The sequence below is a fragment of the Catenovulum sediminis genome, from assembly GCF_007289895.1.
Classification (GTDB): domain Bacteria; phylum Pseudomonadota; class Gammaproteobacteria; order Enterobacterales; family Alteromonadaceae; genus Catenovulum; species Catenovulum sediminis.
Genome location: NZ_CP041660.1, coordinates 732,721 through 747,412 on the forward strand (window position 1 = coordinate 732,721; position 14,692 = coordinate 747,412).

Genomic DNA, 14,692 nt, shown 5'->3' on the forward strand with positions numbered 1-14,692 from the left:
TTCTCATTCATTCAGGAACTGTTAGTGTCTTCAACTTTATAGGGATCGTCAAACCCTAATTGCGATAAAATACGCCTTTCCATGTTTTCCATGATTTGCGCTTCATCGTCAGTTATATGGTCATAGCCCAATAAATGCAAGCACCCATGCACAACCATATGTGCCCAATGGCTTGTTTCACTTTTACTTTGCGCTTTTGCTTCTTCACGTACGACATCTGCACAGATCACTAAATCACCAATTAAGGGAAAAGTTTGCGTAATGCCAGGCGGTGCTTCAAACGGAAAAGATAACACATTGGTAGGTTTGTTTTTGCCACGATATTGGTTGTTGAGTACTTGGCTCTCATCTGATTCAACTAATCGTATAGAAAGTTCAGTTAGCGCATCACCGCGTTCTAGTAACGCAGCTTGCGCCCACAACAAAAAGTCTGCATTAGATGGGACGTCTCCCTGACAAGCAATCTGTAAATCTAAATCAAGTGCTATACGAGAAACATCTAAAGTCATATTAATCAACTTGAGTATTTTTTTCCGCAATTTTCTTACGCTGTTGAACTTCATCCCAACGTTCATAAGCATCCACGACTCGTTGTACAACAGGATGGCGGACAACATCGTGCGAACGGAAAAAATTAAAACTGATATCTTCTACATCCTGTAATACTTCAACCGCATGCCGCAAACCTGACTTTTGCCCTTTGGGCAAGTCAATCTGCGTAATATCACCGGTAATAACCGCTTTGGAGTTAAAACCAATGCGTGTTAAGAACATTTTCATTTGTTCTATTGTGGTATTTTGACTCTCATCCAAAATAATAAAAGCATCATTTAAGGTTCGACCACGCATGTAAGCTAGAGGGGCAATTTCAATTACACTGCGCTCAATTAATCGCTCAACCTTTTCAAAACCCAACATTTCAAATAATGCATCATACAATGGACGTAAATAGGGATCGACCTTTTGGCTTAAGTCGCCGGGTAAAAAGCCCAGTTTTTCACCGGCTTCAACCGCAGGACGCGTTAATAAAATTCGGCGTACTTCTTGCCTTTCTAAAGCATCTACTGCACAAGCAACCGCTAAATAGGTTTTACCCGTCCCTGCCGGCCCCACCCCAAAACAGATATCATTGGTTAATACATTGTGCACATATTTACTTTGATTTGGGTTTCTTGGCTTAATCACACCACGTTTGGTTTTAATAAAGGCTTCTTTGCCAATATCACCATCATCTGTGTTTTGCTCTAAAACTTTTAATTCCTGAATAGCCAAATGAACTTGTTCTGAATCGAGCTCTGTGGCTTTACCCTTAACAATTTGAGTCTCTACGTATAGCTTATGCAGTAGCTCTGCAACTGGCAAAATAACCGGTTTTTTACCGGTTATTTTAAACTCATTATCACGATAACTGAGCTCGACACCTAAACGGCGTTCAATTAACTTTAGGTTATCATCAAAAGGGCCACACAAACTGGCTAACCGAAAGCGGTCAGCCGGTTCTAAAAATATTTCTATCGATTCTATCTGACTACTCAAAAATTATTGTCCTCAAATTATTCAACTGGGCTTATGGTGTAAAAACACCTACACCCGATTCATCTACTTGCTCTTGTTTACGCGCGAGTATTTGCGCAGGCGCGGTTGCAACACGCAAATTCATCTCTGCTTCGCTACGAATTAATTCACCGCGCAAAGAGTTAGAAAACACATCAACAATATTTACATCAACAAACTGACCAATCACTGTATGCGGGCCTTCAAAATTCACCACACGATTATTTTCAGTACGGCCACAAAGCTCCATTGGATTCTTTTTAGATGGACCTTCAACCAAAATACGTTGCTCTGTATTAAGCATGCTTCGCGCTATTTGCAGTGATTGTTGATTGATGCGCTGTTGTAATAAATATAAACGCTGTTTTTTCTCTTCTTCGCTGACATCATCCGGTAAATCTGCAGCAGGTGTGCCCGGCCGAGCACTATAGATAAAACTAAAGCTCATATCAAAGCCGATTTGTGCGATTAAATCCATAGTGGCTTCGAAATCTTCTTTACTTTCACCTGGAAAACCAATAATGAAATCAGAAGACATACTTAAATTTGGACGGATTTTTTTAAGCTTGCGAATTTTAGATTTATACTCAATAGCCGTGTGTGCGCGTTTCATCAACGCTAATATACGGTCTGAACCGGATTGTACCGGTAAATGCAGGTGATCCACCAATTCAGGCAAGTCTTTGTAAACTTCAATAATATCGTCAGTAAATTCAACCGGATGAGAAGTGGTATAACGAATCCGATCAATACCGTCTATTGATGCAACTAAACGTAATAACTCAGAAAAATGGCAAACACCACCATCAAACGTTTCACCGCGATATGCATTTACGTTTTGTCCTAACAAGTTAACCTCTCGGACACCTTGTTCGGCCAATTGGGCAATTTCGTATAATACATCATCTACAGGTCTGGAAACTTCTTCCCCCCGAGTATAAGGCACAACACAAAAAGTACAGTACTTGGAGCAACCTTCCATAATAGAGACAAAAGCGGTTGGACCTTCAGCTCGCGGTTCTGGTAAACGGTCAAATTTTTCAATTTCCGGAAAACTGACATCTACAACAGATTTATCACCTGATTTAATCTGATTAATCATTTCAGGTAGCCGGTGTAAAGTTTGTGGTCCGAAAACAATATCAACAAAAGGTGCACGCTGGCGAATGGCTTTACCTTCTTGCGAAGCAACACAGCCCCCCACCCCAATGACAAGCTCTGGATTGACATCTTTTAATTCTTTCCAGCGACCTAACTGATGAAATACCTTTTCTTGCGCTTTTTCACGAATAGAACAGGTATTCAATAAGATAACATCCGCCTCTTCAGCTTCTTCAGCCAAGGTATAACCATGGGTTGAGTCTAATAGATCCGCCATTTTCTGCGAATCATATTCGTTCATCTGGCAACCCCAAGTTTTAATATAAAGCTTTTTGCCCATTTATATAACGCCCAAATTTTAACCAACGGGAAAAATGACCGCGTATTGTAACGACTTTCCTATCCATAGACCATAGCTGGTTAAAACAAATTTGTTTAGATTTACATCAACAGGCGTTTTGTTTCTGTTACAGCTTGTTTTCACAGCACATAGGGTTGTCTGCGAAACTGGTTTTTAACATACATTTCTAATTGTTTTTCATCACAAGGCTTAGCAAATACATAACCTTGCCCTAAATGGCAGCCCATTAAACATAACATTTGCGCGTCATTTTCATCTTCAATCCCCTCAGCAACAACCTTCAAGCCCAAGTTTCGCGCGACATCGATCATACTCTTAATGATAGCCGACGATTTTTCGTTATTTTTCATTGACTGAATAAAGCTTTTGTCTATTTTGAGGTAATCGATATCCAATTGCTGTAAGTAGCTGAATGAAGAATAGCCCGTACCAAAATCATCAATTGAAATCCCTATCGAATAAGCCTTAAGCTCAGAAATCACTTTTCTGACATGCTCTAAATCGGTAAACAAAGCGGTTTCTGTTAACTCAAATTCCAACAGATGAGTGTCAACCCCACTTTCATTAATCATCTGCATTAATCTGTTCATAAACGCAGAATTACTAAAATCAATGGCTGAGATATTGATTGAAACGGGAATGCCTGCAAGTGCGCCTTGCTGCCAGCAGGCAATTTTTTCACAAACTTGACGCACCACGATTTCAGTAATTTGACTAATGATTCCAATTTCTTCGGCAAGCGCAATAAAGCCGTCGGGGTAAATTAACTTTTGCCCTTCTGGTTGCCAGCGGATGAGCGCTTCAACGCCATGCAGCCAACCTGATTGCAGGTCTATTTTAGGCTGAAAGTGCAGTACAAAGTCTTGCTTGCGAATCGCCTCATATAAACGCGTTTCAGTGTTGACGCGCGTCATAACATATTCTTCTAATTCAGTATTAAAGCAACAATAGGTATTTTTGCCTTTCCGTTTTGCTTGATACATAGACATATCAGCTTTGCTAATTAAACTGTCTACATTAGAACCATCATCGGGATAAACACTAATCCCGATACTGGCAGATATGGCGTATTGATTGCTCTTGAAAATAAAACGCTCGCTAAATATCGCCAAAATGTTCGCTGAAACTTGTTCAACTTGAGTTATTGATTCAATCGCTTCTATAATGACTAAAAATTCATCTCCGCCCAAACGTCCTAAAATACCGACATCTTTCAAAGTAGCCTGCAAGCGATTTGCAACTTCAACTAAAAACAGATCCCCCTCACTATGCCCTTCACTGTCATTTACCTTTTTAAAGTCATCTAAGTCTATAAATAAAACGGCTACTTGCTGCGCACTGCGTTTGGCTCGGTTAATGGCTTTTTGTAAGTTTTCCTTTAACAAAATGCGGTTTGGTAACCCGGTCAAACCATCGTAAAATGCCTGATGTTGAATGACATCTTGTTGTTGTTTAATTTCGCTGATATCCCGACAACACCATACCCGTCCAATATAGCGTCCCTGTGCTATTTCAGCACTGCTATTGTACTCATAATAGTTGCCATCATGGGTTTCAAAAAACCCCTGCAACTGCGCAAACTTATCTAATTTTAATGAATCAATTGCTGCGTATAACTCGCTACCATCTTTAATTTTAGCAAAAACTAAACGTAAGATTTCACTGTAGCTCAAGCGCCGAATATCCGCCTCACGCATATTAAAAAATTCGCAACCAGCCCGATTTATACTATCTATATGGCCCGAACTAGCAAAACTGAATACGGCTTCAGGGCTGGCATTTAATAGCGCTTTTTGTTTACTTAATGCAATTTGAATTTGAGTTTGGTAGTTTTTTGTATGATCCAGTTGTTGCTGCAGCCTATGATTAATTGCGTTTAATTCATCCGACGTGAGTTGTAATGCAAGCTCCAACATACGTCTATCCTCATCTGATTGCTCAAAAACAACAGATATCTCGTTCATGAGATCTTCATATGCTGGATATTTTTTAATTAAACGCTGCAACAATCTATGCATATTTAAAGCACTTCATATAGAGCGGTTAAGGTCATGGTTTGATTGTGCAGCGCACAAGCTTTTCCGTCTATCAAGGGTGATATTTCTCCATATGAATAAAAGCCGGCATATGTCCAGTTATCGCCAAATAATTTAGTGACGGCTTCAAGTTCTTCTTCTACTCTGAGTTTTAAAACTAAGCGTCGGCCAACACAACTGACCATTAAAATTAAGCCACTTTGTGCATCCTCAGGTAAATTCAATTGTGCTGCTTTTGCGGCCAGTTCTGCGCCATTTATTAATCTGTCGAAACTGGCACGCATTAATTGCGCTGTACTACCTTGAGGTATATCACCAGCAAAGATCATACTGCCCGCTTTTTCATCAACATCAAGGATTGTTCTGATATAGGTTTGTGCCTGCGATTTGATTAATAAAGGAAATAATAGAGCAGATGAAGGAAGTTCTTTTGCATGCTCGCCTAGATATTTTTTATACAACGACAATGCCGACTTGTCGTCGAGACTATATAATATATTGCGCTCTGAATAGGTGACCAGCCGGTCGGGCCCAAACGCTTCCCATCCGCCCTGAGAACCATGATGAGCTCGTATCGCATCACCATAAAAGCCACATAACAGCAAACCATTTGAAATACATTTACGATTGTGAAATACCTGCGTCTGCTTAAATTCAGTGCCGTCTCCTGCTAATCCTCCAGTAATGATGATGTCATTTGGTAAGATCCTTTCCAGCCCACGCAATAGTTCAGAGCCATTTATTTTGTGCCCGTCCGCCAGCACAAGGACGTATTTAAGATCGGGTTGATATAAACTTTGCGCTGCATTTTGTGCGCTGAAATCCAAGCGATGGTGATCCAACTCACTTAAGCTCACCTGAATCTGAGTCGCGCTAAATTCAAGTGCCGTGAGCACGATAGAATTATCGTAAAGTTCGTCTTTACAAATTTCCCCTGCTGTCGTACAACCAATTAATTCTGCATTGGGAAATATGCTTTCGAGTTGCTCAATAAAACCAGCTTGTTTGATGTGTTCAGCGCAGCCAAATGCTAACAGCAGAGTTACCTTTTCATTAACTTCTAACTTCGGTTGCCACTGCGCTTCCTTATACAGATACTGAGTCGCCTTCATTGTCTTACTCCGCGCTAACTTACTTATTTAAAGCTAGCACTACACAGAAACAAGTAAAGGCAAATTGATGAAAGTTTTGATGGTTGCAAGATGCAAAACAGCAGGTTATTGCACTGCTATTCTGCAAAACTAAGCTTGCCTGCGGCTTCAGCTTGTTATTAAGAATCAGCTATTACGCTTAACGGCTAACCAAGCTAATGCTTCCAAAGCAGATTTATGCTCTGAGTCGGCTATCACCTGTAATGCATCGACCGCCATTTTTGCGTGTTTCTCCGCTTGCGCTAACGTATAGTCCAACGATTTAGTTTGTTGAATTATCGCCAAAACCTCTTGTAAATAAGGTAAGCCGTTGCCTTCTGATATGATCTTTTTCAATAATTCAGCTTGTTCATCAGAGCCATTTTGAATCGCATGAATTAAAGGGAGTGTGGGTTTACCTTCTGCTAAATCATCGCCCACATTTTTACCCAATTGCTCTGATTCACCTGCATAATCTAACCAGTCATCCATCAGTTGAAATGCAGTACCCAAATAACAACCATAATCTGCCAGTGCTTTTTCAACTTTTTCGTCAAATCCACCCAACACAGCGGCTAATCGAGTTGCCGCTTCAAACAACTTTGCCGTTTTGCAATAGATTACATCCATATACATTTTTTCATTGGTGTCTGGCTCATTACAGTTCATTAACTGCATAACTTCACCCTCAGCAATCACATTGGTTGCGTCTGATAAAATTTGCATGACTCGCATCTCATCTAACGAGACCATCATCTGAAATGAACGTGTATATAAGAAATCACCCACCAATACCGAAGCTGAATTTCCAAACAAAGCATTGGCCGTATCTCGCCCCCGCCTTTTATCTGACTCGTCGACAACATCGTCATGTAACAATGTCGCCGTATGGATAAACTCTATAATTGCGGCTAGCGTGATATGTTTATCATTCTGGCAATTGAGCGCTCTGGCAGCGAGTGTCGTAATAAGTGGTCGAATACGTTTACCACCGCTATTCACGATATAAAAGCCAAGCTGTTGAATGAGGGAAACGTCGCTCTCTAATTGTTGAGCGATAACCTGATTGACGGCCAACATATCTTTGTTGGTTAATGCTTTAATTTCTTCAAGTTGCATTGAATTGAAACGACAATAATATAAGCTGTTAAAAAGTGCGCTAAGTTTACACAATTTTGGCGACAAAATATGCCTTTTATCCACGCTATTTTCGCATATCCTTAATATTGGTGATATTTCACGCAATAAAGCGTATTTTTGGCTTGCCTTATAAAAATGCTTACAGTAGAATTCGCGCCCTGTTTTGAAGATTTGTACGTTTGCTTGGTCAAACGTCATTATAGTGAGCGGAGTAGAATATGTACGCGGTTTTCCAAAGTGGTGGTAAACAACACCGTGTAGCCGAAGGCCAAACCGTTCGCCTAGAGAAAGTTGAACTTGAAGCTGGTGCTTCAGTTGAGTTCGACAATGTTTTGTTAATCTCTAATGGCGAAGATATTAAAATTGGCGCACCTTATGTTGAAGGCGGTAAAGTGACTGCTGAAGTCATTGGTCATGGTCGTGGTGAGAAAGTTAAGATTGTTAAGTTTAGACGTCGTAAGCATTCTCGCAAACAAGCTGGTCATCGTCAGTGGTTTACAGAAGTCAAAATTACTGGCATTAATGCTTAATACAGGAGACTGAATCAATGGCACATAAGAAGGCAGCAGGTAGTACTCGAAACGGACGTGATTCAGAAAGCAAACGCTTAGGTGTTAAGCGTTTCGGTGGTGAATCTGTCTTAGCGGGTAACATTATCGTTCGTCAACGTGGTACTAAGTTCCACGCGGGCAACAACGTAGGTATTGGTCGTGACCACACTTTATTTGCTTTATCTGATGGTAAAGTTAAATTTGAAGTTAAAGGTCCGCACAACCGTAAATTTGTAAGCATCGAAGCTGCTTAATTTACAGACCTAATGAATTTTAAAACCCCGCTACGGCGGGGTTTTTTGTTTAATATACATTTCTGCAGTTAATCTCAATATCCAGTTTAAGTACTCCATATACGTCCTGCACCTTAAAGCGCTATAATTGATATTCAAATTAACTGCTTGGCATAACGGCTCACATACAGAGGTATAAAATGAATTTTGTCGATGAAGTAAAAATTAAAGTTGACGCCGGTGATGGTGGAAATGGCTGTGTTAGCTTTCGACGTGAAAAATATGTACCAAATGGTGGGCCTGACGGTGGTGACGGTGGCGATGGTGGTGACGTATATTTAATAGCCGATGAAGGTTTAAATACACTGATCGATTATCGTTTTGAACGATTTCACGCAGCAGAGCGCGGCGAAAATGGTAAAAGTAAAAACTGTACAGGTCGTCGAGGTCAAGACAAGTATTTAAAAGTACCGGTCGGAACGCGTGCCACCGATGCAGAAACCGGTGAAGTGATTGGTGAAGTGTTAAAACACGAGCAAAAAATGATGGTCGCCAAAGGTGGCTTTCATGGCTTAGGCAATACACGCTTCAAAAGCAGTGTTAACCGCGCGCCAAGACAAAAAACCAATGGTACACCCGGTGAAGTTCGCGAGTTGAACCTAGAATTAATGTTGTTGGCAGATGTTGGTTTATTGGGTATGCCAAATGCTGGAAAATCAACTCTAATTAGTGCTGTGTCTGCGGCTAAACCTAAAATCGCTAATTACCCATTTACAACTTTAGTGCCAAACTTGGGTGTTGTCCGCCAAGGCGTTGGCAATAGCTTTGTGGTTGCCGATATACCCGGTTTGATCGAAGGCGCTTCAGATGGTGCGGGTTTAGGCATTCGCTTTTTAAAACACCTTGAACGTTGTCGGGTATTATTGCATGTTATTGATATAGAACCTTTTGATGGTTCAGATCCGATTGAAGATACATTTACGATTTTGTCGGAACTGGAAAAATACAGCCCGGCTTTAGCTGAGAAGCCAAGATGGCTGGTGTTCAATAAAATCGATTTAATGCTCGAAGAAGATGCACAAGCCAAAATGGATGAAATAAAATCGGCACTGGATTGGCAAGGACCAGTTTTCGCCATTTCAGCAGCTGAACGCAAGAACCTAGATGTTTTAGTTAACGAGCTCGGCGAGTGGCTAATTGCCAACCCGCAACCCGACTTAGAAGAACAGAAAACTGAAGAACAAGTCGAGTTTAAATGGCAAAATTATCATGATAGCGTTATGGAAGAAGCACCCGAAGACTGGGATGATGACGATTGGGACGACGATGAAGATGACGAAGACGGCCCAGAAATAATTTATCAAAAGTAAGTTATATTATGAAATTATCAATGATAGCCGCCATGACGCCCGAAAGGGCCATTGGCAAAGACAATAAACTCCTTTGGCACATGCCGGCAGACTTAAAGTTTTTTAAGCAAACTACGCTGAATAAGCCCATTATTATGGGACGCAAAACTTTTGATTCAATTGGCCGGCCTTTGCCTGGCCGATTGAATATTGTTGTAAGCCGACAAACTCAAGCGCCGCACCCTGATGTGAAATTAGCGAACTCGCCCGAGCAGGCACTAGAGATAGCGAAACAACACGCTGACTCGGAAGAAATTGTGGTCATTGGTGGTGGCCATATATATGAAACATTTCTACCCTATGCTGACATTTTATATATAACCTGGGTTGATGCATCGATTGAAGGTGATGCGTTTTTTCCGGAAATCACAGAAAATAACTGGCAGCCCATTAAACAAATTGAAGGGACTGTAGACGAAAAAAATCAATATCCTCATAAATTTGTGACCTATGCACGTAGATCTTAAAATTACTCAAGATCTACGCCTTTTACATTTCACAGGCTGCCTTCCCAATACGCCCCACACCTTGTAAGAGATTTCTCACATAGGGGCTAGGACTTTTCTCTTTAAACAACATACATAAACACCAATAAAAACATAAACGATTGATTTACAACAAAATTAAAGCAATGTGGAAGTATTAAAATTTTAGTGCAGAAAATTATTTAGTAAATAGTCAGTTTCAGACCGCAGGTCAATTAACTATTATTTACCACGTTGCTTAGGAAAACGGATTGCACCCAACTTCAGAGTAACACGGAAAAAGTTGAGGAAAGGAAGGCAAGATGCCGAATAGATGAACAGGATTGTCAGCAAGGATGTGCAAAGGATGTGGAGTATTAGGGTAGGATAATGGATTTTAAGTGTTTAGGATGAACTGTTGGGAAACAAAAGTACTCGGACGTAAAAGGACAAGGGAAGCAAGGTTGCACATACAAAGCTTAGGATAAGCAGCAGGAGCAAACAGGACGTACAGGATAAGGGAAGGCAGGAGCCACATTAGGTATAGGAAATACTGGCAGGCGCAAAGCGACAGGATGTAAAAGGAAAATGGAAGCAAGGTTGCACATACAAAGCTTAGGATAAGCAGCAGGAGCAAACAGGATGTACAGGATAAAGGAAGGCAGGAGCCACATTAGGTATAGGAAATACTGGCAGGCGCAAAGCGACAGGATGTAAAGGAAAATGGAAGCAAGGTTGCACATACAAAGCTTAGGATAAGCAGCAGGAGCAAACAGGACGTACAGGATAAGGGAAAGACTTAGGATGAGTTTAAATGGAAAAAATGGGTGGAATCCCGCAGGATGCAAAATACAATAACTAGAAATAATGGACACATCATTCAGATGCTTTTAGGGAAACCTTCGACAAGAATGTCTTCATCATGGTTAGATGATTGAAAATTTAGGTGGCGGCTGAGGTCGCCACCATTCACTCTTCTTGTTAATTATTCCAATAAATTTAAATTGTCATAATCTGCCCCTTTGCAGATGTTATACTGTTTTTATTTCCCTACTATTTTTCTACTATTGAAGTATGCAGTTACCGAAAGCCATTAGTAATAATTTGCGATTTTTAGTTGTAGAAGTTGAATCACAACTAAGCCAATTACATGCCTATTTAGAAAGTCAGATAGACACAGTTGGTCAGCGCATAATTAAACGCAGCGGCTATGCATACAATCTAATGCAACGCATCCAAAACGCCTGCAACCGCCACATTGTAAACAACTGCCATCGGCAGAATATGCAATTAAATACTGTCTCTGTAATAGCCAATGAGTTAGAGCGCATTACTCAGCTTGCCAGAGATTGTGTGCAACAAATAAAACACTTATCAAGCGACCACCAAATCGAGCTGTCGGTTTATTTGCCATTAATAAAAAAAATAATCAAAAGCACCCAGCTCATCGAACTGGCGCTTATTAAAAATGATACGCGCTTAGCATTAAAATTAAGCAAAGCCGAACATAAAATAGATAAGTCTTACCGTAAAATTTTAAAAACATACACAACAGAACTCAAAAAACAGCAACATACCGAAGATCTGGTAACCGCATTGTTTATTGCTCACGCGATAGAACAAATGGGAGATTGCCTGTTAAATATCAGTGAATCTATTATTTCCAATAACATAGGTCAGCCACTTGATCTTCAAAGATTCCAAAGTCTACGTGACACGCTCAATAATTGGCTGGATGAAGACAAACTCGCTGAAATTGAACTCGCACAGATTGCGGAAACGCGCTCTGGCAGCGGTATATCCTCAGTACATTATATTGACGATAACAACGAGCAACAACTGGCGATTTTTAAAGATGGTGAGCGTAAAAAATTAAAAGAAGAATTTGATGGTGTGAAGCGCTGGCACCGCATTTTTCCAGGAGTGGCTCCCCAAATACTCACCTACAAAAAAACTGGCGATAATGCAGCACTGCTCATTGAACACTTAGAGGGTATCACTTTTGAAGAAATCGTACTGAATGTCCCTGAAGATATCATGCAATGCTCGCTACAAGCATTGGCTGAACGTTTAACCGATATTTGGCAAACGACTAAAAAAAATGAAATTGCCAATGCTGCTTTTTGTGCGCAAACCCAAAAGCGAATGGCTGATGTCTATGCAATACATCCAGAATTTTCACAACACAGCATAAATATTTGTGGACACGCCCAATACGGCCTAAATGAACTGTTAAAACATGGAGAAGCACTAGAAACTGCTTACCCTGCTCCATTTACCGTCTTTATTCACGGTGACTTCAACGTCGATAACATCATTTATAATCATCCATCAAACAAAATTAACTTTATCGACGTACACCGCTCTCGTTATCAAGACTATGTGCAGGACGTTTCGGTTTTTATGGTGTCTCACTACCGGCTTCAGGTATTTGATACCCGCAGCCGCCAACGTATAAACCAACAAATCATTAATTTTTATCGATTTGCACAATCTTTTGCAGAAAAACATAACGACACCTTTTTTGAAATCAGGTTGGCATTTGGATTGGCGCGCTCGTTTGCAACGTCAACGCGATTTATCTTAGATCGCAATCTTTCACAAAATATGTTTTATCGTGCACAGTACATACTGGCACAAGTAAATAAATTAAATTTTAAACAAGCAAAAAAATATAAATTGCCAATTTTGGAGTTATTTAGTGGCTAACTTAAAAATAGGGGTTATTGGCTTACCCGGAAAATGGTCGAGCGAAGTCCTAGCGGATGCAGTCGCTGAAAAAACAGGCTATCGTTTATTACTTGATATGGCAGAAGTGAAACTAGATACTGAAAGTAAAACGCTGACATACAAAAATATTGATTTAACGCAACTTGATGCCCTAATCGTAAAAAAAATCAGTGCAGAATATAGCCCACATGTACTCGACAAACTGGAATTGTTAAGAGTCGCAGAAAATCGCGGTGTACGTGTTTTTAGCCGTGCAGAAAATATTTTACGTTTGATAGACCGTTTAAGCTGCACTGTAACACTATGTAACCACGATATCCCAATGCCACCGACACAAGTTACAGAATCAATTGATGAAGCAATTAAAATTGTCGAACAATATCAGGAAGCGGTATTTAAGCCTTTATATTCGACCAAGGCACGTGGCATGTTCATCGCCAAAGCCAGCACAGCAGCAACAGAGCTTAAGCAGCAAATAACAGAGTTTAGTGCATCTAACCCTATGATGTACATTCAGAAAAAAATAGAACTGCCCGGTCAAGATTTGGGGATGGTATTTTTAGGTAATGAATATCTAGGCTGTTATGCGCGTGTTTCGCAAAACAGCGCTTGGAACACCACAATTAATAGCGGCGGAAAATATGCGAATTACCAAGCTGATGACGAATTAATTGCACTGGCACATAAAGCCCAAGTGCCATTTAATATGGATTTTACGACAGTCGATGTTGCACAAACACCTGACGGTCCGGTTGTATTTGAAGTCTCCGCTTTTGGAGGATTTAGAGGGGCAAAAGAAGGTATCGGAATTAATGCAGCAAATCTTTATGTGGATTATGTTGTTGAGCAAGTTTTACAAGGCAAACAAGTATGATGAGTAAGTTGAATAACCTTCAAGAAACTATTGAACAACTCACAAAAAATGCAGCTATTTCTTCAGCGAGATATTCTTTTGTGTTACAGGTTGTTGACTACTACTTTGAAATATCGAGCAATTCAGAACAAATATGCCATCAACTGCAAACATATTTTGCACACTTGCCACAGCCATCATCAGCTGAAAATTGCATTAAAATCATTATATTGCAAACCGAAGCCGCATCATTAAATATAAACTGGCTGGACTGGCGGCGAGAAGCAGGAAAATCAGGTCGCAAAGACATGTATTTCGACTTTGAAAATACGCGCCTGATCTATAAATACAGAACCGGCATGACATTTTTACAAAATGAGACCTTGAAACTTGCTGTTGGTCCATGTTTAGAAAACCTGAATCAAATTGTGAATTTCATAAACAACCAATATATGAATCAAATACAGCACGAAGATTGGCTTATCTGTCACGCATCCGCCTGCGCTTATCAAAATACAGCATTATCTTTTGCAGGTTATTCGGGCGGTGGAAAATCAACCATTATGTTGCACCTGCTCAATCAACAAGGTTTTAAATTTATTAGCAATGATAGGCTATTCATCAAAAATAAAAACAACCAACTTATTGCCCGTGGAATACCCAAATTACCCAGAGTTAACCCTGGCACTTTACTCAACAATAGCAAACTAAAAACCATCTTATCTGATTCAGAAGTAAAAAAGTTTGAGCAATTATCAGAGGATGAATTGTGGCAGCTTGAACACAAATATGATGTTGATGTCAGTCAGGTCTATGGTTCAGATAAATTTGCTGACAACCAGCCACTTAGTGCACTATTCATTCTCAATTGGTCGCATACATTAGATGAACCCACATTGGTTCAATCTATCGATATTGCTGAAAAAACGCACCTCTTATCGGCTATCATGAAATCTCCCGGCCCTTTTTATCAAGATAAATCGGGTGTTTTTCTAGAAAATCAAAATAAACCCGATGCCAAGGTTTATACTGAATGTTTAAAAGATATACAATTATTTGAAGTCACGGGTGGTGTGAATTTCGCAACATTGAGAAATTTTTGCACTCAATTCCTTGCAGAGCAAAAGTAA

At 40.1% G+C, this 14,692-nt stretch carries 13 protein-coding genes; 7 read left to right on the forward strand and 6 right to left on the reverse strand.

The annotated features are described in order from the left end of the window. Positions 1–11: 11 nt before the first annotated feature. From ybeY to ispB, 6 genes are all read right to left on the reverse strand, one after another. Positions 12–509, reverse strand: a complete 498-nt coding sequence (gene ybeY / locus FNT16_RS02910) for an rRNA maturation RNase YbeY (RefSeq protein WP_143870144.1) — start codon at positions 507–509, stop codon at positions 12–14. A gap of 1 nt (position 510) precedes the next feature. Beyond that, positions 511–1,536 carry a PhoH family protein gene (locus FNT16_RS02915; RefSeq protein ID WP_143870145.1) on the reverse strand — a complete coding sequence of 342 codons (1,026 nt, stop codon included), beginning with the start codon at positions 1,534–1,536 and terminating at the stop codon, positions 511–513. A gap of 31 nt (positions 1,537–1,567) precedes the next feature. After that, positions 1,568–2,995, reverse strand: a complete 1,428-nt coding sequence (miaB, locus tag FNT16_RS02920) for a tRNA (N6-isopentenyl adenosine(37)-C2)-methylthiotransferase MiaB (RefSeq protein WP_143870146.1) — start codon at positions 2,993–2,995, stop codon at positions 1,568–1,570. A gap of 140 nt (positions 2,996–3,135) precedes the next feature. Next, positions 3,136–5,034: a putative bifunctional diguanylate cyclase/phosphodiesterase gene (locus FNT16_RS02925; RefSeq protein ID WP_143870147.1), complete on the reverse strand. Its 1,899-nt coding sequence runs from the start codon at positions 5,032–5,034 to the stop codon at positions 3,136–3,138. 2 nt (positions 5,035–5,036) lie between these two features. Continuing rightward, complete coding sequence (locus tag FNT16_RS02930) at positions 5,037–6,164, reverse strand: FIST signal transduction protein (RefSeq protein WP_143870148.1); 1,128 nt, start codon at positions 6,162–6,164, stop codon at positions 5,037–5,039. Positions 6,165–6,329: 165 nt separating this feature from the next. Beyond that, on the reverse strand, positions 6,330–7,301 hold the full coding sequence (gene ispB / locus FNT16_RS02935) for an octaprenyl diphosphate synthase (RefSeq protein WP_143870149.1): 972 nt from the start codon (positions 7,299–7,301) through the stop codon (positions 6,330–6,332). 239 nt (positions 7,302–7,540) lie between these two features. Here ispB and rplU point away from each other — a divergent pair, with 239 nt between their 5' ends. From rplU to FNT16_RS02970, 7 genes are all read left to right on the forward strand, one after another. After that, complete coding sequence (gene rplU, locus FNT16_RS02940; RefSeq protein WP_143870150.1) at positions 7,541–7,852, forward strand: 50S ribosomal protein L21; 312 nt, start codon at positions 7,541–7,543, stop codon at positions 7,850–7,852. A 17-nt stretch (positions 7,853–7,869) separates the two neighbouring features. Further along, positions 7,870–8,127 (forward strand): 50S ribosomal protein L27, encoded by a 258-nt coding sequence (gene rpmA / locus FNT16_RS02945; RefSeq protein ID WP_143870151.1) that lies wholly within the window; start codon positions 7,870–7,872, stop codon positions 8,125–8,127. Positions 8,128–8,306: 179 nt separating this feature from the next. Next, positions 8,307–9,476 carry an Obg family GTPase CgtA gene (gene cgtA / locus FNT16_RS02950; protein WP_143870152.1) on the forward strand — a complete coding sequence of 390 codons (1,170 nt, stop codon included), beginning with the start codon at positions 8,307–8,309 and terminating at the stop codon, positions 9,474–9,476. A gap of 8 nt (positions 9,477–9,484) precedes the next feature. After that, positions 9,485–9,982, forward strand: coding sequence for a dihydrofolate reductase (locus tag FNT16_RS02955; RefSeq protein WP_185976669.1), 498 nt, complete (start codon positions 9,485–9,487; stop codon positions 9,980–9,982). Between the two features lie 1,071 nt (positions 9,983–11,053). Then, complete coding sequence (locus FNT16_RS02960; protein ID WP_143870153.1) at positions 11,054–12,688, forward strand: PhoU domain-containing protein; 1,635 nt, start codon at positions 11,054–11,056, stop codon at positions 12,686–12,688. Next, positions 12,681–13,583, forward strand: a complete 903-nt coding sequence (locus FNT16_RS02965; protein WP_143870154.1) for a GAK system ATP-grasp enzyme — start codon at positions 12,681–12,683, stop codon at positions 13,581–13,583. Before FNT16_RS02960 ends, FNT16_RS02965 begins: the two co-directional genes overlap by 8 nt. Beyond that, positions 13,580–14,692, forward strand: a complete 1,113-nt coding sequence (locus tag FNT16_RS02970; RefSeq protein WP_143870155.1) for an HprK-related kinase B — start codon at positions 13,580–13,582, stop codon at positions 14,690–14,692. The genes FNT16_RS02965 and FNT16_RS02970 overlap by 4 nt, the downstream gene beginning before the upstream one ends.

Excerpts from the sequence above, each read along its gene's own strand:
- FNT16_RS02930 (WP_143870148.1), bottom strand. The coding sequence starts at position 6,164 with ATGAAGGCGACTCAGTATCTGTATAAGGAAGCGCAGTGGCAACCGAAG.
- FNT16_RS02955 (WP_185976669.1), top strand. The coding sequence starts at position 9,485 with ATGAAATTATCAATGATAGCCGCCATGACGCCCGAAAGGGCCATTGGC.
- rplU (WP_143870150.1), top strand. The coding sequence starts at position 7,541 with ATGTACGCGGTTTTCCAAAGTGGTGGTAAACAACACCGTGTAGCCGAA.
- cgtA (WP_143870152.1), top strand. The coding sequence starts at position 8,307 with ATGAATTTTGTCGATGAAGTAAAAATTAAAGTTGACGCCGGTGATGGT.
- FNT16_RS02925 (WP_143870147.1), bottom strand. The coding sequence starts at position 5,034 with ATGCATAGATTGTTGCAGCGTTTAATTAAAAAATATCCAGCATATGAA.
- miaB (WP_143870146.1), bottom strand. The coding sequence starts at position 2,995 with ATGGGCAAAAAGCTTTATATTAAAACTTGGGGTTGCCAGATGAACGAA.
- ybeY (WP_143870144.1), bottom strand. The coding sequence starts at position 509 with ATGACTTTAGATGTTTCTCGTATAGCACTTGATTTAGATTTACAGATT.
- ispB (WP_143870149.1), bottom strand. The coding sequence starts at position 7,301 with ATGCAACTTGAAGAAATTAAAGCATTAACCAACAAAGATATGTTGGCC.
- FNT16_RS02960 (WP_143870153.1), top strand. The coding sequence starts at position 11,054 with ATGCAGTTACCGAAAGCCATTAGTAATAATTTGCGATTTTTAGTTGTA.
- rpmA (WP_143870151.1), top strand. The coding sequence starts at position 7,870 with ATGGCACATAAGAAGGCAGCAGGTAGTACTCGAAACGGACGTGATTCA.
- FNT16_RS02970 (WP_143870155.1), top strand. The coding sequence starts at position 13,580 with ATGATGAGTAAGTTGAATAACCTTCAAGAAACTATTGAACAACTCACA.